Here is a 20,604-nt window from a genome sequence, read left to right on the forward strand (position 1 = left end):
GATCAACAAGTGGGCGGATAAAGGAAAGTTCACAGTAATAAAAGTTGGCAGTCGAGTTAGGATCCGTCGGGATGAATTTGAAGACTGGATGGAACAAAGAGATTTGGAAAGGAGCATGCAATAATATGGCATCAATAAGAGAACGAAACGGAAAATTCAATGTAATCTATTCTTATACGAATGAAAAAGGTGAGAGGAAACAGAAATGGGAAACCTATGAAACAAAAGCCGAAGCAAAGAGAAGAAAAAAAGAAATTGAATATAAAAAAGAGATGGGATCATTTGTCGTTCGTAAATGCAAAACACTGGATGAGCTTATTACAGAATATGTTGCATTGTATGGAAAAGAAAACTGGGCACTTTCTACATATGAAGGAAATGTCTCTCTTATCAATAACTATATCCTTCCAGTCATTGGTGATGCAAAGCTGTCAGAGATCAATACCCGATTCATCGAAAGATATTATCAGAGTCTTTTGAAGAGGCGTGCTGTTATCAATCCATTAAATAAAACAAGTAGAAATGAATTTGTATCATCCAGTACAGTCAGGGATGTTAATAAGCTGCTTAGGAACTGTTTTGAGCAGGCAGTGAAATGGGAATTGATGGAGAAGAATCCCTGCACTCATGCGACTGTGCCAAAACATAAATCACAAAAAAGAGACATCTGGACAGCGGATACATTGATGTATGCGCTTAGTGTCTGTGAAGATGAACGATTAAAGCTCGCAATTAATCTATCGTTTTCATGCTCCTTACGACTTGGAGAGCTGCTTGGTCTTACCTGGGATTGTGTAGATATCTCTCCTGAGGCAATTGAAGAAAATCGTGCATATGTCTTTATTAATAAAGAATCACAGCGTATAAGAAAAGAATCTTTGAATGCACTGGATGGAAAAGATGTGTTGTTGGTATTCCCGACAAATCATAAGAAGAATTCTACGGTACGTATTTTGAAAACACCGAAGACAGAAAGCAGTGTACGTAAAATTTTCTTACCGAAAAGTGTTGCTAATATGCTTGTAGAATGGAAAGCGGAACAGGATGAAATGAAAGAAATCCTGGGTGATGAATATATGGACTATAATCTGGTTATGGCAAGTACCTTTGGGCTTCCTCTAGGTGATGGAGCAATTCGTGGTCCGTTAAAGAAACTAATTGAAGACTATAATCTCCCACCGGTTGTATTTCACAGTTTTCGTCATAGCAGTGTTACTTATAAGCTGAAACTGAATGGTGGAGACATCAAAGCGGTACAGGGTGATTCCGGCCATGCTCAGGTCAATATGGTTACGGATGTGTACTCTCATATTCTGGATGATGACCGAAGGAAAAATGCAGAGCTTTTTGAAGAAGCATTTTATGAGAAAAAGAATCTGGATCCACAGATGCATGTACAGCAGGAAAATAATAATGCAACTGTTGCTGATGAAATCGATCCGGAACTTCTGGCAAAAGTGTTGGCAAATCCAGAGATGCGGGCATTGCTCAATTCACTGGCGAAGACGATGAAGTAATGAAAAATAGTGAAAAAATAGTGTAATTTTAGTGAAAAAACGATTCGCAACGATATAAGAAATAAGTATCGGAATAATAATACAAATAAAGCTTCAAATGAATCAATAAATGAATCAATAAATGAATCTTTAAATTCAAATAGTTGGTAGCATACACGAACACAAGGCAGACAGGAATTATTTCTCGAAGCCAATGTAGATGAACAGAAAAGACTTTTAGAAGTTCTTCGATTCCGTTACAGAAAAGGTTACAGAAATTTTTAATGAATAAAATTTGCCAGTCAAAAACGCATGGACAAACCGTCTCGTATGCGGTATATTAATTGTAGACAAGAAAATATCTTGTGCTTTTGATAGGAAGTTTAATTGAATACTGTTTACCATGATCGAACGTACGAAGCATGGTGGTCATATAACAGATGTCGATGGTAATATCAAGGCATTCCCCGATTATTAGCTGGAGCAAACAATCAGCTAACTTTCAGAGCTTTACAGAGCTTGACATAGGGGGTATTCAGAATAACTCAAATTGAATCGGAAACAGTTTTTAATAGTGTCCCATATGGGTTTACCTTACCTCAGATTGACAGAGAGTGACAATAGGTTGGAGCTCTCCTAAGCGAGGGGTCGGAGGTTCAAATCCTCTTGGCGACGGGCTTCAAAGCGTTCGAAAATGTTAGCTGGATTAGCTGACAACGAACGCTTTTGTTATTTTCTAATCACGTTCGTGACACAAAATTCCATTCAAAATGATCAATTTCCAGCTAACGCAATCCGATTTTTGTTAGCTGACAGCTAATCAAAATTACCGGTTTGCAAACATGGGTTTTAGGAAGTTCAGCTAACATTTGGGTTCCGCTCTGTTGTCACCCCTTATTCGGGGATGTAAATCAGAGAAAAGGCGGGAAAAGAAACAATCTCTCCCAAACTTGCAAACATGAATTAGCTGAAACAGTATTCAATTCTATTAGCTACAGCTAATGGTCAAACAGCAATGTCTGTTTGGAACTTTACTATCTATAAAAGTTCCAGGCAGGCATTTTTTATTTCCTGAATCCTGGAGGAAAGGAGTCAAGATGACTGAGCCAAACAGACAATCAGGAGAAAACGAAGAAAGAATCATAGAAATTGAGATTGAGCGTCTTCGTCCGTTCAAAGAGCATCCGTTTCAGGTAAAAGATGATAAGGAAATGTTTCTTTTGCAGGAAAGCATTGAGAAGTATGGAATTTTAAATCCGCTAATCGTCAGACCAGTACCGGATGGATACTATGAGATCATATCCGGTCACAGAAGAAAACATGCTGCGGAGAAACTGGGATACCGTAAAGTACCGGTAATCATTCGGGTATTAAGTGAAGATGATTCCATCTTGAGCATGGTAGATTCCAATCTTCACAGAGAACGGATTAGCTACAGTGAAAAAGCTTTTGCTTACAAACTGAAGAATGACGTATTAAAAAGAAAAAGTGGTCGAAAAAAGAGCCAAGTTGACCACAAAACACCAAGAAAGCGGGCAATAGAAATCATCAGTGAGGATTGTGGAGATAGTCCAAAACAAGTGCAGCGTTATATATCACTGACAAAGCTTATACCGGAAATGCTGCAGAAACTGGATGATGAGATTATTTCTTTTTGTCCGGCTGTAGAGATAGCTGCATTAAGTGAAAAAGAGCAAAAGGAACTGCTTGTAGCAATGGAGTATGCACAGGCAATCCCGTCACTCTCACAGGCCCAGAGGATCCGGCAACTGAGTAAAGAAAAGCAGTTGTCACTGGAAAAGATGGAAGAAATCATGTGTGAGGTTAAAAAGGGTGAAATCACAAGAGTGGCTTTCACGAACGAGCAGTTACACAAGTATTTTCCAAATTCCTATACACCGGCAATGATGAAACGGGAAATACTGGCACTGTTGAAATTATGGAAAAAAGAATCATGGGAAAGTTAAAGGAGGAAGAAATCATGTGTAAAGTTATATCCGTAGTAAACCAGAAAGGTGGCGTCGGAAAGACCACCACAACCGTAAATGTAGGCATTGGACTGGCAAGAGAAGGTAAGAAAGTGTTGCTGATCGACGCGGATCCACAGGGAAGTTTAACAGCAAGTCTTGGATATGAGGAACCGGATGATCTTCGCATCACACTGGCAACGATCATGATGGATGTCATTAACGAAGAAGAAATCTCTCTGGAAGATGGTATCTTACATCACCAGGAAAATGTAGATCTACTTCCGGCAAATATTGAGCTTTCTGCCCTGGAAGTAACGATGGGAAATGTCATGAGCAGGGAAATGATCATGAAAGAATATATCGATGCGATAAGATGCCGATACGATTATATCCTGATCGACTGTATGCCGAGCCTTGGTATGATGACAATCAATGCACTGGTCTCTTCCGATTCCGTGCTGATACCTGTACAGGCCGCATATCTGCCGGTGAAAGGACTTCAGCAGCTGATCAAGACTATTCTTACAGTAAAGAAAAGGCTGAACCGGAAACTGGCGATTGAGGGCATTCTGTTGACTATGGTTGATTTCAGAACCAATTACGCAAATTTCAGGAAAGGAGGCGATCATCTTCGTATAAAAGATAATACGCAGACACGAACAGATAATCATATACAAAAAATCAGAAAGGAAGGATTTAAGAGAATGAACGTGAAAAAGAAAGCACGCAGGGTGATGTCCGGTTTATTGACTGCAGTAACGGTTCTATCGACGGTACTCTCTCCCGCAGTTGCCTATGCTTCTGATGATGCCGGATCTGTAAAAAAGATTCCGTATTATGAGGAGATCAAGGATCAGCTGGATGAAGATGAAGTGGTAACTGCAAAGGATTATGAGATCAAGGTTGGAGACAATTTCGATGTAAAGAGTGATTATACCGGTCTTACGATCCAGGATGACAGCAAAGTAAAAGTTACATTTCAGGAAGCAAAAGATACGGACGGGAATGACTTTTCTACCGATTATGCCAATTCCTATAAGGCAGTCTATTATGTAGAACCACAGACAACGGATCACCCAACCTACCAGATCAATCGAAAGATCGTAGTAAAAGAAGCGGATCAGCAGAAAGATTCGCAGTCAGAAAGTTCTTCTGATCAGGATGCTGGTTCTTCCGATGAGACAGAAACAGAGGATTCTGAGGCTGGCTCGTCTACAGAGGAAACTGGTGATGCTAAAACGGAGAGCAAAACAGAACTGACAGAAAAAGAATTTGATGCAGAGATCGAAGCAACGGAGAATCAGGAGACCGTTGATCCGGAAACAGGGATCACACTCTCAGAGGTTATGCAGGAAGCTGTTGACCAGGAAGTTGCTCTTGCAGATCTTGAAGCAGGTGAAAGTATTACTTTCGATATGCCAATGATGCTTGCTTCTGGTGAGACAGGAACAAAATCAGTCACTGTTACAGCGGGTTCCTGGTACTATTATGCAGACTATGGATTAGGTTCGTATCTGACTTGTCCATATTATGTGAAATGGGGAAGCATTAATGCGACAGCATACTGTGTTGAACCATCGAAAAAAGGACCGGGAAATGGAACTTATACAATCCAGAAACTTGCCGATGGAAAGACACTTGCAAAGGTCTGCTATTACGGAACAAAAGCAAGTGATGAGAATGGTTTCTTCGATGAGAAACATCCGGATTTTCCGGCAGGAAAGAGATTCATCATTACCCATCTTGCAGCAGCTTATGCAAATGGATCCAGTGACTGGGCATCCGGAACTAATGCAACAGGAAAGAACCTGGCAATGGAGCTTTACAATTATTGTGTAAATATGCCGGACATTCCGTCTGTAGATATGAGCTTTTCCGAATCTAATGTAAAGGCTTATGTGGAAGGAAACAGCCAGCGAACAAGCGTGATCACATTCAAAGCAGATAAACTGCAGACAATCACATTTAAGTTGCCAAGCGGTGTAAAGCTTGTAAATGTGACAACCGGTAAAACCAGTGCTGCAGGAGCAAGTGTAGAAATCAGTGGAGGTACACAGTTTTATCTGACAGCACCACTTGATCAGGCAGAGAGCGTCAGTGCTACATTTTCTTCTCGGATGAAGGGAAGCATTGATAAAGAATACTCTGCTTACAAGATTGTAACAGGATCTGGAACACAGGACCTGGCTCTTGTTTTCGGTGAAGGTGTCGGAAATGAGAAATATGTGGATTTTAAAGTAACCTGGACAAAAGAATGCAAGGTATCCATTGTAAAGAAAGACCAGGATACAGGCAACGCACTGGCTGGTGCAGTGTACGGGATCTATTCCGATGCTGCATGTACAAAGCTGATTGCAGAGATGCCTGCAACTGATCAGAATGGTGCTTCACAGCTCACAATGGAAAAGACACAGGAAGTTGTTTATCTGAAAGAAATCTCTGTTCCAACAGGGTATCAGATCGATACAAAGTCTTATAATGTGACTCTTGCTATCGGAAAGACAACGACTAAAAATGTAACGGACAAACGAGTAAATGCAAAGCTCAACATTGCAAAACAGGATGCTGAGACAGGCAATGAAGCCCAGGGTGATGCAACACTGGAAGGTGCGGTATATGGTCTTTATGCAAGGGAAGACATTGTTCATCCGGATGGAAGAACCGGAACAATCTATAAGAAAGACACCCTGATCACATCCCTGACAACGGATAAGAATGGCGAAGCTTCTGTATCGGATCTCTATCTTGGAAAGTATTATCTGAAAGAGCTTAGTGCTCCGGTGGGATACGTACTGGATCCGACAGAACATGATGTGGACTGTACTTACGAAGGTGCTACTGTTCCGACAGTAGAAAGAACTTCTGTATGTAAAGAAACTGTCGTCAAACAGCCATTCCAGATCATTAAGGCAGCAAACAATGGAAAAACCGATGCAGATCTTCTTAAGGGAGTTGGTTTTTCAGCATGGCTTGTCAGTGATCTGAAAGTAAAGGCAGATGGAAGTTATGATTTTGATTCAGCCAGACCGGTTGTACTGACTGCAGATGGACAGACAGAAATGTTTACCGATGAAAAAGGATATGCAAGATCGATTCCGCTTCCATATGGAACTTATGTGGTGAGAGAAACCACAAGCAAACACAACTATGCACCGGTCGATGATTTTGTAGTGAAGATCACAGAGAATCATCCGGATACACCACAGACATGGAGAGTACTTCTGGATAAGGAATTCAAAGCAAAATTAAAGATCATCAAAAAGGATGCTGAAACACAGAAATCTGTACTTCTGGCCAATACTGAGTTCAAGGTATATGACCTGGATAATCAGAAATATGTGGAACAGACAACATCCTATCCAAAGCCAACGGTGCACAAATCTTATTTCACAAATGAGGAAGGATACCTGGTACTGCCAAAGAATCTGAAACCTGGTAACTACCGGATTGAGGAAGTGACGGCACCCGATGGGTACACAATATCCAAAAACTATGTGACAGTTGCAGTTGATACAGATACTGCTTATCTGACCGATCCTGTCACAGGAGATGCAGTCATTGATGTGGAATATACCAATGCCCCGGTCAAAGGTCAGTTAAAGATCTATAAACAGGGTGAAGTGTTAAAGGGATTTGATAAGGACTTCCAGTATGAAATGGCTGGACTTGCAGGTGCTGAATTTGAAGTCTATGCGGCAGAGGATATTTATACTGCCGATCATCAGGTAGATGCAGATGGACAGAGAACTCTGTATTTTGCAAAGGATGCACTGGTAGCAACCGTCACAACGGATGCAGATGGTTATGCAAAAACTAGCGTTTAAGCAGGGTGTAACGGAAGAACTGAAAGCAACGGATATGATGAGATGGATAGGATTGATGAATAACATTCGAGCCTGTGCCGATGAGATTGTATTGAATGATATTGTGTATTCCTAACGGATACCAACCGAAGAAGAACTGCTGTCAAACCGATGGCAGTTTTTCTTTTTCGGCAAGTATTCAAGAAGTCATTAAGTCGTGAGTATAATCGAAGTGGTAGAAAAGTTATCTCTTATATCGGTTGTAACTTTTTTATGACTCTATTGACAAGAAAACTTGGTATGTGTATAATTAAAATATGCAAAGAAAACTTGGCATGGAGGTGTTTTTATGAAAAAGGACGAAATCTTAAATGCAAGCAGAAAAGAACATCGCAATAAGGACTTGGCTGAAATGGAAGTGGTATATCAAGCCGGAAGTCACGCAAGCAGAGTTGGTGCTTTAGTGTGTTGTTTGCTTTCGCTGTTATCTTCTGTGCTTGCTCATACTATGATTTACAGTCCGTGGGTTATATACTTCAGCATTATTGCAACACAATGGTTAGTTCGTTTTATCAAAATGAAGCGAAAGAGCGATTTGGTCTTGACTGTTCTGTTTTTTGTGTTTTCCATTTTGGCATTTGTTGGATTTGTTAGCCATCTTTTAGAGGTGAGAATATGAAAGAACAATTACAACTGAAAAATCACTTAAAGGAAGTTCGCACAGAAGCAAATCTTTCTCAAGCTCAGCTTGCAGAAATGGTAGGGGTATCAAGAAATACCATTAGTTCTATTGAAACAGGACAGTTTAATCCAACTGCAAAATTGGCTCTAATTCTTTGTATTGCATTGGACAAAAAATTTGAGGAACTATTTTATTTTTAGGAGGTCATTATGGAAAATATTATAATGTTGATTTTGGGAGTGTTCATATCTGTTGTGGGAATTGTAAATATCAAAGGCAATATCAGCACAATTCACTCTTATAACAGGCGAAAAGTAAAGGAAGAAGATATACCAAAGTATGGAAAAACAGTCGGCACAGGAACGCTGATTATAGGAATATCTCTTGTATTAGGTTTTATTGTTTCGTTTTGGAGTGAAATAATTATAGATTATATCATTCTTCCAGCAGTTATTGTTGGATTAGGCTTTATATTGTATGGACAGTTCAAATACAATAAAGGAATTTTTTAAGAATCAGGGAGGTATAAAGATGGAATTGAACACAATATCAGGACTGGCGATAGCGGGAGTTATCTGCTCCGTTGTCCTCTCGATGGGGGTACCGATTGCTTTGTTCATTGCAGGAAGGATGAAGCTTAAGGCAAGGATTTCTTCGTTCTTTATCGGAGCAGGAACCTATCTGCTGTTTGCCATGCTGTTGGAGCAGCTGCTACATGTTCTTGTCATTCAGTTCTGCGGACTGAACGCACAGAGCAGGCCATGGCTTTACTATGTGTACGCGGCTTTGGCTGCAGCGGTTTTTGAAGAGACTGGAAGACTGATTGCCATGAAGTTCTGGATGAAGAAATGGCTGGATTTTCCAAATGCACTGATGTATGGAATCGGGCATGGCGGTGTGGAGGCCATTCTGCTCGGAGGACTCTCCGGAATCAGCAATCTTGTGTCCATGCTGATGATCAACAGCGGAGCCATGCAGAATACGCTGGCGGCACTTCCTGCTGAGTCTGCAAACCAGACCGTGTCACAGCTGTCGGCCCTATGGACAACACCGGCGCCACTCTTTTTTGTAAGCGGAATCGAAAGAATCAGTGCCATCATTCTGCATATCGGGTTGTCACTGCTGATCTACCGGGCGGTAAAGGCAGGCAAATGTAGGACAGCGGCTTTTACAGCGGTTCTTGCATATGGGATTCATTTTATCGTGGACTTCTTTGCCGTGGCAGGTCCGGCGCTTCTTCCCATCTATGTGATTGAAATTGGTGTCTTTGTGATGGCAGCCGGAACTCTTGTTATGGCGCTGAAGATGGGAAGGATGGAAGAACTGTGAATTCCAGTTTTCTGCTATCATAAAACAGAATATATCTGACAGAACGCACCGTAGAAATACGGTGTTTTTTGTTACCCAATAGGAATACTTTCAGAAAGTGCCAAAGTTGGAAAAAAGAATTAAATATGATTTCATGGAATGGAGCTGCAGAAAAATATGATATTCGTGACTGGGCACCAGAACATGAAAAAATGGGAAAAGGAATTACTTTATCTCAAGAAGAGGCAGAAGCTCTGTATGAGTTACTGGGTAAAACTCTATAAAAATAGTTGTAATTAAATAAGCCTTGAGAAAATCAAGGTGTGTGCGAGGGGATGGCTTAACTACAACGGAATTGCAAGTATGAAGAACAACATAGATGACATCAATGGATGGCTCTATCACAGAATACGTATGTGTATATGGAAACAGTGGAAGAAACCGAGGACGAAATATAAGAATCTAGTCAAACTGGGAATTCCAGAACACTATGCGGCAACAATAGCAAACAGTCGCAGAAAGTATTGGTATATCAGTAATAACAAAGCTGTGATTTGGGCGCTGAATAAAGAAAGACTGATAAACAGTGGCTTTTACGATTTAGCCACAGCCTATCAGTCTGTGCACGTCAACTATTGAAATCGCCGTGTACCGAACGGTACGCACGGTGGTGTGAGAGGACGGCGGTTAGTCACCGCCTCCTACTCGATTTTTTGGTTGGCTACAAGTATTGACTGAGTGATCATAGGGAGATAGATGGTTAATTTTTTTACAGAATAGGTTGGGATTTTGACTTTGCAGTCAGGGTGTATTGCATGGGGAGAAAATGCATGTTTATAATAAAAATAAAATGCATTTTCAGGAGGCAAAAATGGAGAATTTAAAGTTTTATGTAGATCAGAATGCGCCAAAAACCAGATTTGATCATTATTGGGAAAAATGTGTAGGATCATGCCATGCGTATACTGCATTGCGTGAAGATTACAGAATGATGCTGAGAAAAGCAAAGAAGGATCTGGGATTTCAGTATGTACGTTTTCATGGAATCTTCAATGATCAGATGAGTGTGGTCAGGGAGGTAGAACCAGGAAAGTACGAATATAATTTTGTCAATATTGATAACATCCTTGATTTTTTATTAAGCATTGATATGAAACCGTTTTTGGAACTGAGTTTTATGCCGACGCCATTTGCATCAGGAGATCAGACTTGTTTCTATTACAAAGGAAATGTCACCATGCCGAAGAGTTTCGAATTATGGGATGGATTAATTGTTGAGCTGCTTAAGCACCTGGAAAGCAGATATGGAATAGAAGAAATGGAAAAATGGTTTTTTGAGGTGTGGAATGAGCCGGATCTGGATTTCTTTTTCGCAGGAAGCCAGGAAGATTATTTTCTATTATATGAGCATACAGCCAGGGCAGTAAAAAGTGCAGGGAAAAATCTGAAAGTAGGCGGACCGGCCACTGCCAACAATGAATGGATTCCGGATCTGATCAGCTACTGTGAGAAAAATTCAGTACCACTTGATTTCATTTCTACACATCATTATCCTTCAGATGATCCGAACTGGAATGCGGACATGCATCTGGACAATTTCTTCGGAGAAGAAGTCAGCTTAAACAGCGAAGAAATAGACCGCAGGGGTCTGTTGACCAAGATGGTACGTATTGCAAAGCATGAAGCTGGAAATCTTCCATTATATTATACAGAATGGAACACTTCAGCCAATGAAGGTGATGAATTCCATGATACACCTTACAGCTCTGCACTGGTGACCAAAACTCTCATTGACAATTATGGATATGTAGAAGCATATTCTTTCTGGACATTTTCTGATATTTTTGAAGAGCATGGACAGGTTTCGGGAGAATTCAGAGGAGGATTCGGACTGCAGACCATTCATGGTATTCCGAAGCCTGTATATCGCGCTTTTGAATTGATGCATGAATTGGGAGAAGAGAGGCTTCCGAAAGTGGAAGAACAGGGACATGTGGGTATCTGCCCGGTTATGGATGAAGAAGGCAGACTTGCAATTCTGGCTTATAATCAGGAGATGATCGGCAAACCGATATCACAGGAAAAAGTAGAGATTCATATTAAAAATGCATCAGGAACAAAAGCAGTGATCCAGAGAATCGATGACACTCACGCAAATGCGAAAAAACAATGGGAGGAAATGGGATGCCCAACTTATCCGCTTCCGGTTGAGGTGCAAAAATTAAAAGAAGCTTCCGAGTTGAAAACAGAGGAATTACCTGTTAAGGTAGAGGGAGAAGAAGTGGTGCTGGAGTTTGAGCTTCCGGTATATGGAGTTGCATTGATAAAATTGATGTAAAAAGAAAAAGAGGTGGATGCATGAAGGGTTTGAAAAAGATGAAAATAAAGACAAAAATATGGGGATTGTTTCTTGCCTGTATTTTATTGTCATCTGTCATTTCCATAGGAACAGTGGTATACAGCAATCAGAAATCTAATCTGAAACATATCGGTGAAATGACAACGCAGACTCTTCATGCCATCGACAGCAATCTGGAACTGATGATCGATCATGTGAATCAGGATACCTATGCGGTGTTCTGGAGTAAAATGTTTCAGGACACACTGGAAGAAGTATCCAAAGGAAATCTGACAGTCAAGACCAGAACAGAACTGCAGGACTGCCTTACGAATATCATGCTGGCAGGAGATTATATTTCCTCTATTGTATTTTATGATAATATAGGAAATTCTTTTATGTGCAACAGAGAAGAGGTTGTTTTGAAGAAAGACATTTCTGTAGAAGATGCCTACTGGTATGAAAAGGCTATAAAAGAAGATGGAGACTGGATTTTCGAAACAAATGGCGGAGGGGTCGTCAGCTATAAAAGCAAAAACAGAAACATTCTGTCTATGATCCGTGTAATTAAGAAAAAAACGGATTATTCCAAACTGGGAATTCTCATGGTAAATATCGATGAGAAAACCATCCGTGAGATTTTTGACTCTGTTGGCGGAAATCTGCATTCCAACTTTTATGTACTGATGAATGACACCCTGATCTTCGGACCGGAGAAAAAAGAAAACTATGATGTAAGCAAAAATATTATCGGATCTTTGAAAGAAAATGAGACGAAGATTGTACGCAACGGTAAAAATCCCATGGTATATAAAAAAATTACGTCTATGATAGACGGCTGGACTATAGCCATAGAGACTCCGCTGAGCAGCTTTTCCAGAAGCATCAGTTATTCCGATACAATCATCGTACTGCTTGTTAATATAGGAATGCTGATCTTGTGCTGGCTTTTCATTTCCCGTACAGTGAGCAGACCAATCCAGAAAATGGAAGAACAGATGATGTATTCGAAAGCTATTCCTGAGAATATGGAAGTGGATGAAGAGTGTGAGGATGAGATTACCAATCTGAAACGGACATATAATAATCTGCTGAATTCAATCAGGGAATTGCTGGAAAGAACCAAGGAAGAAGAGAAGATTATCCGGAAAAATGAACTGGATCTTATTCTGGAACAGATCAATCCGCATTTTCTTTATAATACTCTGGATGTGATCAGCGGACTTACTTTGATCGGGGACCAGGATAAAAGCTTCCAGATGACACAGGCATTGGGGAGATTTTACAGAAACAGTCTGAACAGAGGCAGCCAGATGATTCCTGTAAGAGAGGAACTGGATATCGTAAAAAGTTATATGACGATCATTAACATCAGATATGAAAATGAAATCAGTATTCGATACCAGGTAGATGAAAAGCTGATGGATACATTGATGTTGAAGCTGATCCTGCAGCCATTGGTAGAGAATGCAGTTCATCATGGCCTGCGTCAGAAAGAGGGAAAGGGAGAACTTCAGATTACTATGAGGATGGTGGACAACAGAATGATGGAAGTTTCGATAAAAGATAATGGCGTTGGAATTTCTGAAGAAAAAGTCAGACTGATATTGGAAGGTGAATATAAAAATTCAAAGTCAGGATTTGGAATTTACAGTGTGAAACAGAGAGTCGAATTATTTTATGGGGTTGAGGATGCAGTATCTATATCCAGTCAGCTGGGAAGAGGAACAGAAGTTTCAGTACGGTTTCCATATAAAGAAGAATATTATAATGTAAATGGGTAATACAAAGAAGAGGCATGATCATGGAGAAGGACATTATTAACATACTGATAGTAGATGACGAAAAATATGAAGGCATATTAATAGAAAAATGTGTTAACTGGGAATCTGAAGGGTTTCACATTATCGGCAATGTACAATGTGCAGAAGATGCTCTGAAACTTATGGAAAAACAGGTCCCTGATATTGTATATACAGATATTAATATGCCAAGAATAGATGGATTGGAATTAAGCAGACGGATCCGTGATACATATCCAGCAGTTCGCATTGTGATTGTCACCGGGTATCGGGAGTTTGAATATGCCAGAGAGGCTATCCATATAGGGGTGGAAGAATTTCTGCTAAAACCGATCCAGTCAGATGAACTTCTGGCGGCGGCAATGAAACTGCGGGAACAGATTCTGAAGAAACGGGAACAGCAGTCTAAAGATGTGGAAATTTATCCGGTCCTCTGTCAGGAACTGCTTCGAAGGATAGTTACCGGATACATTAAATCTGAAGAAGCTGTGGAAAAGCTTTCTGAATATCAGATTCAGCTGTGGAAAAATAATGGAGTCCGGGGAGTTTTGCTTATTATGAATCTGGAAGATCACGACATGCTGCTGAAACTCCTAGAAATTATGAATAAAACCATAGGTGAAAAAAAGTACGGATATTTTTTCCTGGAGAAAAACAAGATATTCTTTGTCATAGAAGAAACTCCGGAGATTAAAGATCTGCTTGGAACTGCATTTGAACAGATAATCGAACTGGGTAAAGACGGCATGGTAGCTGCATCAGTCAGCAGTTATTATGGAAAAATAGATGACAGCCCGAAAATTCTCTCAGAATGTGAAGAAGCCCTGGTAGATACTATGCGGGATGAGAGAAAAACTTTGATCTTCTATGAGGATTATATCGAATATATGCAGCAGATCAGTCATTCATATCCTGTAAATTTTGACAGATACAGGATTGCAGTAAAAAGTGGTGACCAGGAGGAGGCAGTTGCATTTATTGATTATTATCTGGAACAGTATATTTTCGACGGTCCGTTAATGATCTCACAGCTTCGCAACCTGGGAGTACTGATCTTCCACAATACCATTTCTGTATTGAAGGAAAGTAATAAACATTTTGATAATGAGGAACAGGTAAAAATTCTGGAGAATATTTCAGGTATTAATACGCTGCAGGAATTTTGCAGGACATTATATACTCTGATTGAAGAAACAATACAGACTGTTTCGCAGAACGTGGGAGGAAATACAGTTGCACAGAAGGCTCAGGAATATATTGAGCAGAATCTTGACAGAGAGAAACTGTCACTGAATCTGATCGCTTCGAATCTTTTTGTAAATTCCAGTTATCTCAGTCGTATTTTCAAACAGACAACAGGTGAGAGCATTACAAAATATATTATGAGAAAACGAGTGGAAAAAAGTATGGAACTTTTTGACAATACGGATCTGAAGGTGTATGAGGTAGCAGCGGCAGTTGGGATGCCGGATGCTCATTATTTCGGAACTTCCTTTAAAAAATATACGGGAAAAACAGTAAATGAATATAAAAGTAAAAATCGCACCCTTTCAGGTAAATAATCTGAATTGAGAAAACTCCTCCTGGATTTTATAATATCAGCATAACAATAAGTTACACAGACAGGGATCATAAAGGAGGAAAAAAGGGAATGAACAAATGGAAAAAGTTTACAGCAGCCTGCATGGGTGCGGCAATGGTTGGAACAACTGCATTTGGATCTTCGACAGTTTTTGCAGATGATACAGTGACACTGGATGTATGGCATCAGTTTACTGATCCGGAAAGCGCACAGACATCGGCATTTGAAGCAGCAGTAAAAGAATATGAAAAAGAACATGACAATATTAAAATCAAACTTCATGGTCTGGATACAGAGTCCTATAAAACAAAAATCTCTACAGAGTTCGCAAGCAGTGCTTCCGGTGTAGATGTATTTTATTACTGGGCACCGGGAAAACTGAAATTGTTTACAGATGCCGATAAGGTATTACCGTTAAATGATTATGTAACAGATGACATTAAGAGCAAAATTAAAGAAGGTTCTACAAGCAACTTTGAACTGGATGGAAATTTATATGGTCTTCCTATCGACAGTTATATGATGTGTCTTTTCTGCAATAAAGATTTATTTGATGAAGCGGGAGTAGAAATTCCAAAGACATATGATGAACTGCTCACAGCGGGTGAAGCTCTTGAAAAACTGGACGGAGTAACACCACTGGCAGTTGGTGCAAAAGATGCATGGCTTGCAGGTGCACTGTATGAGTCACTTGCACTGAGAGAAGTAGGCGCTTCTGAAGTACAGTCCACACTTCTTGGAGAAAAAGAGTTTACAAATGATGGATTTAAGAAAGCAGCAGAAGATGTTGTAGAATTATATGATAAAGGAATCTTAGGAAAGAGTCCGCTGGAAGATGGTGAAGCAGAAGCAACAGCAGATTTCCTTAATGGAAAAGTTGCAATGCAGCTTGACGGAAGCTGGTTTGCTGGAACAATCGATAATGCAGAAGACAGTTCTGTAAAAAATGTAGAAGTAATTACATTCCCTGTAGTTTCAGATAAGCAGGATGCTACTGATTATGCAGGTGGAGCAGGTGCATCTTTCTTTGTAAACAAAAATACAGATACTCCGAAAGAATCTGCTGATTTTGCAATGTATATCTCTGAAAAAATGGGTGAACAGGCTCTGGAACTTGGTACAGGATTCCCATGCTGGAATACAGAAATCGACACAGATAAGGTTTCTCCTACATTTGTAAAATTAATGGATCTGTATGATGGAGTAAAAACAGGTGTACAGAACTGGGATGGCATTTTAGGTGCAAATGCGGCAGCTGTTCATCTGGAACAGGCTCAGTCTTTACTCTCAGGAAGTGCTGATGTAGACAGTTTCATGTCTGCACATCAGGAAGCAATCAGCGCGCAGGAATAAAACTATGAAAAAACTTTTAAGTAATAAATGGTATGTTACTGTTTTCGTTGCACCAGGTCTCATTTTATTTCTGGTAATGGCAGTTATCCCGTTATTCACTACCGGATATTATGGACTGTTCAATTATGATGGAATTGGACAAAAAGTTTTTATAGGGTTAAAGAATTACAAAGAACTGTTTACAACGGACCCATATTTCAAGCGAGCCGTTTTGAACTCCTTTATTCTGGCAGCAGGCTCTTTGTTTATTCAGATTCCGATTGCATTATTTCTGGCTATTGTTCTGGCAAATAGAGTTAAGGGCGAAGGTTTTTACAGAACAGTATTCTTTCTCCCTGTTGTAATCTCCAGTATGGTAATCGGACAGCTCTGGTGTAAGATCTTCAACAGCGAAGGTCTCTTAAATGCAATCCTGGGTGCACTGGGAATGGCAAATGATACAGCATGGCTGGTAAATCCAAAGACAGCTTATATGACAACCGTTATCCCTGCAATCTGGCAGAGTATTGGATATCATATGGTAATTCTTTATGCGGGAGTTAAAAATATTTCACCGGAATATTATGAAGCGGCAAAGCTGGATGGCGCTACAGGATTTAAGGCAGCAACAAAGATTACAATTCCACTGTTAATGCCGACGATAAAAGTCTGTGCTACCTTTGCACTTGTCGGCTCTCTGCGAGTATTTGACCTGGTATATGTTATGACCGGTGGCGGTCCTAACCATGTCAGTGAGGTTCCGGCAACATTGATGTATGATAATCTGTTTGTAAAATGTCGTTATGGTTATGGAAGTGCTCAGGCGTTCTTTATCGTATTTGAGTGTCTGCTGTTCAGTTTCCTGCTCAACCTCATTTTTAAGAAGTCAGAAGAAAATGCATCAATGATTTGAGAGGAGCAGCAGATGAAGATCAGTGCAATGAAAATAAAAAAGACATTAATATATCTGTTTCTGGCAGTATTTACCTTTATCCAGATATTTCCTTTTTACTGGCTGGTTACATTTTCCTTCAAAAGTAATACGGAAATATTTGATTCCAATAATTTGGTAGGTTTGCCGAAAGTATGGCATCTGGAAAACTTTTCTAAGGCTCTTATGGGAGGCGAAATTTTACGATACCTGTTAAACTCTGTTTTTTATGCAGCAGTGACAGTTGTTGTTTCAACACTTCTGGCATCAATGGTTGCTTATGCGATCAACAGAATGTACTGGAAAGCCAAAGGTATCGTAGCGGCAATTTTCAGCCTGGGAATCATGATTCCTGTACAGGCAACTTTGCTTCCGCTGTTCCAGGGACTGGATCGTCTGGGAATCAGAGGAGGATATCTGGGACTGATGCTTCCATATATTACATTTGCAATGCCAATGACGGTTATGATATTAGGTGGCTTTTTCAAAGCTCTGCCAAGAGAGATTGAAGAAGCAGCATGTATAGATGGATGTAATATTTTCAATATGTTTTTCAAAATTATCCTTCCTATGATAAGACCCGGAATTGCTACGTCCTGTATTTTTGCTTTTCTGAATACATGGAATGAACTTTTATTTGCAAATACATTTGTAGACGATGCCAAATATAAGACACTTCCTGTAGGAATTATGTCTTTCGTAGGAGAACATTCAACAAACTGGGGAATTATCGGAGCCGGTATGGTAATTGCCACATTGCCAACAGTATTGATATATTTATTACTGAGCAAACAGGTTCAGGAAAGCTTCACAGTTGGAGCTGTAAAAGGTTAAGACAAGGGGAACTGCATACGCAGTTCCCCTCAGACTGTAGACAAACTTGGTGTTGGGGATTATGCCCAGCACCATTTTTCTTTTAAAACTTCTTTTCTTTTTATTTTCTTCAAAATCAACAAAAATCTGACTGTGTTCCAACCTCGTTTTTCCAGGATCTTTGCCAGTTTTTTCAAATTCATGCATGCAAAGGTAAGCCCGGCATTCATTTCCATCCGTGCTTTTCCTACATACTGTGTATATCGAAATCCATGCTGTTCTTTCGCTGTACCGAAGATCCGCTCTATGGTTTCTTTTCTTAACTGGTAGATCTGTCTGTTTCCGATCGTGTGCCGAATGTCTTCTACCACTTCCATATATTCTTCCCATACATGACGTGTGATCAGTTTTACATGATCCTTACTTTCTGTGCATTTTGAAAGACATTGGCATTCAGCACAATGTTCACCGCAGCTTTTATACTCTTTATATCCACTTCTGTTTGTTGTACTGTATGTCAATATATGTGCTCCCGGACATATATAACAATCATAGTATTTATCATATGCGAATTCGTGTTTTCCGAAAAAGCCTTTTTTGGTCTTGGGACGGTTATACGGAAAAAGTGGTTGAATTCCATCTTCCAACAGCCGATGGGCGATTGCCGGAGTTTTATATCCTGCATCTGCAACTACCATCTGCGGATTCAGTTTAGATATCTTATCGTATAATGCTTTAAAAGTACGACTGTCATGCTCATTACCAGGATGTACTGTATATCCAAGGATCCAGCCATGTTTATCACAAGCAGTTTCTACTGCATATGCAAAAACGTGTTTATGTTCACCCTTTCGAAACCATCCACTTTCCGGATCGCTGATGCTGCATTTTTGTGTTTTCACATCTTCAGGAAGTTCTTCAGATATAGAATCCTTATCATTTCCGGTTCCACCGGATGCAGGTGGCTGGTTATCATCTTTTTTCTTTAATGGCTTTTTTCCATGTGCCAGACGATCTTTTTCAATCTCTTTATTTAATTCCTCTTCATACCAGAGAGCCTGTTCGTGTGCAACCCGCTTACGCATTTTTTTACTGTTTGCACAGGCTTTTACATGTGTTGCATCCACGAAGATCTGTTCTGTATTTACAAGCTTATATTTCATACAATCTTCCAGAATCTTTGAAAAGATCTGCTCAAAAAGGTCTGTATCTTTGAAACGGCGGGTATAATTCTTTCCAAATGTAAGGATAGAAAAAGCTAAGAAAACAAAGTCAAAGAAGTTTAAAAAGAGGACTTCTTAGCAGAAAATGAAAGGAGGAAATTATGGAGAAAAAAATGACATTTAATTATTTTTACGGTACCGAAGCTGATCAGTTCAGCTTCTACTGCATACCAAAAGCATTATTTACAGACAGTTATTTTAAAGATTTATCGAGCGATGCTAAAATTTTATATGGACTGATGTTGGATCGAATGTCTCTTTCCATCAAGAATCAGTGGTTTGACGACAAAAACAGAGCATATATCTACTTTTCCATCGAAGATATCATGGAATTACTGAACTGTGGCAGAAATAAAGCTATTAAATCCATGAGAGAACTGGATGACGAAACAGGAATTGGTCTGATTGAGAAACGCAGACAGGGATTTGGAAAGGTGAACGTTATCTACGTGAAAACCTTTATGCCTGAGAAAACAGATGAGAAAAAATTTGAAGAGGAATTAAAGAAGTTTAGAAAACAAACTTCAAGAAGTTTACATTTCAAACCCTAATAATACTAATCTTAGTGATACTGAAATGAATGATAATAAATCTAATCCTATCATATCTGTGGATGAGAAAAGATTTGATAGCGATAACCGCTCTGAGGATTATCAGGCTTATGAAAACCTTGTCAAAGAGACCATTGATTATGAATCACTGGAAGTAACCCATCATGACGATATGCGACAGGTAGATAAAATCGTGAACCTGATCGTAGAAACTGTGATGTGTAAAAATGACAAGATCTTGATTGCCAGCAACTGGTATCCGGCATCACTGGTGAAGAAAAAATTTCTGATGCTGACCTATTCACATATCGAGTATGTCTTACACTGTATGCGTGGTAACACCACAAAGGTGAAGAACATCAAGAAATATTTATTAGCAGCCCTGTTTAATGCACCGTCAACGATGAACGGGTATTATCAGGCAGAGGTGAACCATGATATGCCAGGACTGGTAAGATAGGAGGTGTACATGTTTATTTTAAAACTTGCTGGAAAGATATTATTACTGCCGGTATGGCTGATCCTTTTTGTGATCGGCCTGGCAGTGAAGATGACAGTACAGACTTATGCGGTTGTAAGGGGAATCCTTGGTTTTATATTCACTTTGTTGATTATAGCAACTGCATACTGTTACCATGACTGGGTACAGGTTGCATTTCTGTTTTCGCTGAGTGTAATTCTGTATCTGATCCTGTTTGCAGGAGTATTCGTGGACACTGTACTGGACATGACAAGAGAACGTATTATTGATTTTATTATATCGTGAGGAGGAT

At 39.8% G+C, this 20,604-nt stretch carries 15 protein-coding genes and 6 pseudogenes; 20 read left to right on the plus strand and 1 reads right to left on the minus strand.

Going from position 1 to position 20,604, the window contains the following annotated elements; all coding sequences use genetic code 11:
• Window positions 1–37: 37 nt before the first annotated feature.
• The 18 genes and pseudogenes from LIR34_RS14685 (at window position 38) to LIR34_RS14770 (ending at window position 18,078) form a co-directional block, all read left to right on the plus strand.
• Window positions 38–124, plus strand: coding sequence for a hypothetical protein (locus LIR34_RS14685; RefSeq protein WP_265107742.1), 87 nt, complete (start codon window positions 38–40; stop codon window positions 122–124).
• Between the two features lies 1 nt (window position 125).
• A complete protein-coding gene (locus LIR34_RS14690) occupies window positions 126–1,517 on the plus strand; it encodes a tyrosine-type recombinase/integrase (protein ID WP_173903122.1) in 1,392 nt (463 codons plus the stop codon).
• 980 nt (window positions 1,518–2,497) lie between these two features.
• Window positions 2,498–3,463, plus strand: coding sequence for a ParB/RepB/Spo0J family partition protein (locus LIR34_RS14695; RefSeq protein WP_117754071.1), 966 nt, complete (start codon window positions 2,498–2,500; stop codon window positions 3,461–3,463).
• A gap of 14 nt (window positions 3,464–3,477) precedes the next feature.
• Window positions 3,478–4,152 (plus strand): annotated as a pseudogene (locus LIR34_RS14700) (ParA family protein); the annotation flags it as partial.
• An 18-nt stretch (window positions 4,153–4,170) separates the two neighbouring features.
• Window positions 4,171–7,275, plus strand: a pseudogene (locus tag LIR34_RS14705) (SpaA isopeptide-forming pilin-related protein); the annotation flags it as partial.
• Window positions 7,271–7,405, plus strand: coding sequence for a TnpV protein (locus LIR34_RS14710; RefSeq protein WP_244092337.1), 135 nt, complete (start codon window positions 7,271–7,273; stop codon window positions 7,403–7,405). The pseudogene LIR34_RS14705 and the gene LIR34_RS14710, both read left to right, overlap by 5 nt.
• A gap of 213 nt (window positions 7,406–7,618) precedes the next feature.
• A complete protein-coding gene (locus LIR34_RS14715; protein ID WP_005349825.1) occupies window positions 7,619–7,948 on the plus strand; it encodes a DUF6442 family protein in 330 nt (109 codons plus the stop codon).
• On the plus strand, window positions 7,945–8,151 hold the full coding sequence (locus tag LIR34_RS14720) for a helix-turn-helix transcriptional regulator (protein ID WP_003865061.1): 207 nt from the start codon (window positions 7,945–7,947) through the stop codon (window positions 8,149–8,151). Before LIR34_RS14715 ends, LIR34_RS14720 begins: the two co-directional genes overlap by 4 nt.
• A gap of 9 nt (window positions 8,152–8,160) precedes the next feature.
• Complete coding sequence (locus tag LIR34_RS14725) at window positions 8,161–8,463, plus strand: hypothetical protein (protein WP_008121271.1); 303 nt, start codon at window positions 8,161–8,163, stop codon at window positions 8,461–8,463.
• A gap of 19 nt (window positions 8,464–8,482) precedes the next feature.
• On the plus strand, window positions 8,483–9,280 hold the full coding sequence (locus tag LIR34_RS14730) for a YhfC family intramembrane metalloprotease (protein ID WP_227240103.1): 798 nt from the start codon (window positions 8,483–8,485) through the stop codon (window positions 9,278–9,280).
• A gap of 78 nt (window positions 9,281–9,358) precedes the next feature.
• Window positions 9,359–9,543: pseudogene (locus tag LIR34_RS18130) on the plus strand (YdbC family protein).
• Between the two features lie 19 nt (window positions 9,544–9,562).
• Window positions 9,563–9,898, plus strand: a pseudogene (locus tag LIR34_RS14740) (group II intron maturase-specific domain-containing protein); the annotation flags it as partial.
• 232 nt (window positions 9,899–10,130) lie between these two features.
• Window positions 10,131–11,597 carry a GH39 family glycosyl hydrolase gene (locus tag LIR34_RS14745; protein WP_173903125.1) on the plus strand — a complete coding sequence of 489 codons (1,467 nt, stop codon included), beginning with the start codon at window positions 10,131–10,133 and terminating at the stop codon, window positions 11,595–11,597.
• A gap of 38 nt (window positions 11,598–11,635) precedes the next feature.
• Window positions 11,636–13,381, plus strand: a complete 1,746-nt coding sequence (locus tag LIR34_RS14750) for a cache domain-containing sensor histidine kinase (protein ID WP_173903126.1) — start codon at window positions 11,636–11,638, stop codon at window positions 13,379–13,381.
• Window positions 13,382–13,401: 20 nt separating this feature from the next.
• A complete protein-coding gene (locus LIR34_RS14755) occupies window positions 13,402–14,961 on the plus strand; it encodes a response regulator transcription factor (protein WP_173903127.1) in 1,560 nt (519 codons plus the stop codon).
• A gap of 89 nt (window positions 14,962–15,050) precedes the next feature.
• Complete coding sequence (locus LIR34_RS14760; RefSeq protein ID WP_227240107.1) at window positions 15,051–16,334, plus strand: ABC transporter substrate-binding protein; 1,284 nt, start codon at window positions 15,051–15,053, stop codon at window positions 16,332–16,334.
• 4 nt (window positions 16,335–16,338) lie between these two features.
• Window positions 16,339–17,226, plus strand: a complete 888-nt coding sequence (locus LIR34_RS14765; RefSeq protein WP_161286395.1) for a carbohydrate ABC transporter permease — start codon at window positions 16,339–16,341, stop codon at window positions 17,224–17,226.
• A 12-nt stretch (window positions 17,227–17,238) separates the two neighbouring features.
• Complete coding sequence (locus LIR34_RS14770; protein ID WP_161286393.1) at window positions 17,239–18,078, plus strand: carbohydrate ABC transporter permease; 840 nt, start codon at window positions 17,239–17,241, stop codon at window positions 18,076–18,078.
• A 59-nt stretch (window positions 18,079–18,137) separates the two neighbouring features.
• Here LIR34_RS14770 and LIR34_RS14775 read toward each other — a convergent pair.
• Window positions 18,138–19,301, minus strand: a pseudogene (locus tag LIR34_RS14775) (IS1182 family transposase); the annotation flags it as partial.
• An 80-nt stretch (window positions 19,302–19,381) separates the two neighbouring features.
• On the opposite strand from LIR34_RS14775, the pseudogene LIR34_RS18000 reads away from it, so the two are divergent.
• Together LIR34_RS18000 and LIR34_RS14785 are read left to right on the plus strand one after the other, a co-directional pair.
• Window positions 19,382–20,291: pseudogene (locus LIR34_RS18000) on the plus strand (DUF6017 domain-containing protein).
• 9 nt (window positions 20,292–20,300) lie between these two features.
• Window positions 20,301–20,597 carry a hypothetical protein gene (locus tag LIR34_RS14785; RefSeq protein ID WP_005334864.1) on the plus strand — a complete coding sequence of 99 codons (297 nt, stop codon included), beginning with the start codon at window positions 20,301–20,303 and terminating at the stop codon, window positions 20,595–20,597.
• Window positions 20,598–20,604: the final 7 nt, after the last annotated feature.

Source organism: Blautia sp. MSK17_66 (assembly GCF_020538025.1).
In the GTDB taxonomy this organism is placed as follows: domain Bacteria; phylum Bacillota; class Clostridia; order Lachnospirales; family Lachnospiraceae; genus Blautia_A.

Coding starts and splice junctions, on each gene's coding strand:
- LIR34_RS14690 (WP_173903122.1), top strand. CDS start 126: ATGGCATCAATAAGAGAACGAAACGGAAAATTCAATGTAATCTATTCT.
- LIR34_RS14695 (WP_117754071.1), top strand. CDS start 2,498: ATGGTCAAACAGCAATGTCTGTTTGGAACTTTACTATCTATAAAAGTT.
- LIR34_RS14710 (WP_244092337.1), top strand. CDS start 7,271: ATGCAAAAACTAGCGTTTAAGCAGGGTGTAACGGAAGAACTGAAAGCA.
- LIR34_RS14715 (WP_005349825.1), top strand. CDS start 7,619: ATGAAAAAGGACGAAATCTTAAATGCAAGCAGAAAAGAACATCGCAAT.
- LIR34_RS14720 (WP_003865061.1), top strand. CDS start 7,945: ATGAAAGAACAATTACAACTGAAAAATCACTTAAAGGAAGTTCGCACA.
- LIR34_RS14725 (WP_008121271.1), top strand. CDS start 8,161: ATGGAAAATATTATAATGTTGATTTTGGGAGTGTTCATATCTGTTGTG.
- LIR34_RS14730 (WP_227240103.1), top strand. CDS start 8,483: ATGGAATTGAACACAATATCAGGACTGGCGATAGCGGGAGTTATCTGC.
- LIR34_RS14745 (WP_173903125.1), top strand. CDS start 10,131: ATGGAGAATTTAAAGTTTTATGTAGATCAGAATGCGCCAAAAACCAGA.
- LIR34_RS14750 (WP_173903126.1), top strand. CDS start 11,636: ATGAAAATAAAGACAAAAATATGGGGATTGTTTCTTGCCTGTATTTTA.
- LIR34_RS14755 (WP_173903127.1), top strand. CDS start 13,402: ATGGAGAAGGACATTATTAACATACTGATAGTAGATGACGAAAAATAT.
- LIR34_RS14760 (WP_227240107.1), top strand. CDS start 15,051: ATGAACAAATGGAAAAAGTTTACAGCAGCCTGCATGGGTGCGGCAATG.
- LIR34_RS14765 (WP_161286395.1), top strand. CDS start 16,339: ATGAAAAAACTTTTAAGTAATAAATGGTATGTTACTGTTTTCGTTGCA.
- LIR34_RS14770 (WP_161286393.1), top strand. CDS start 17,239: ATGAAGATCAGTGCAATGAAAATAAAAAAGACATTAATATATCTGTTT.
- LIR34_RS14785 (WP_005334864.1), top strand. CDS start 20,301: ATGTTTATTTTAAAACTTGCTGGAAAGATATTATTACTGCCGGTATGG.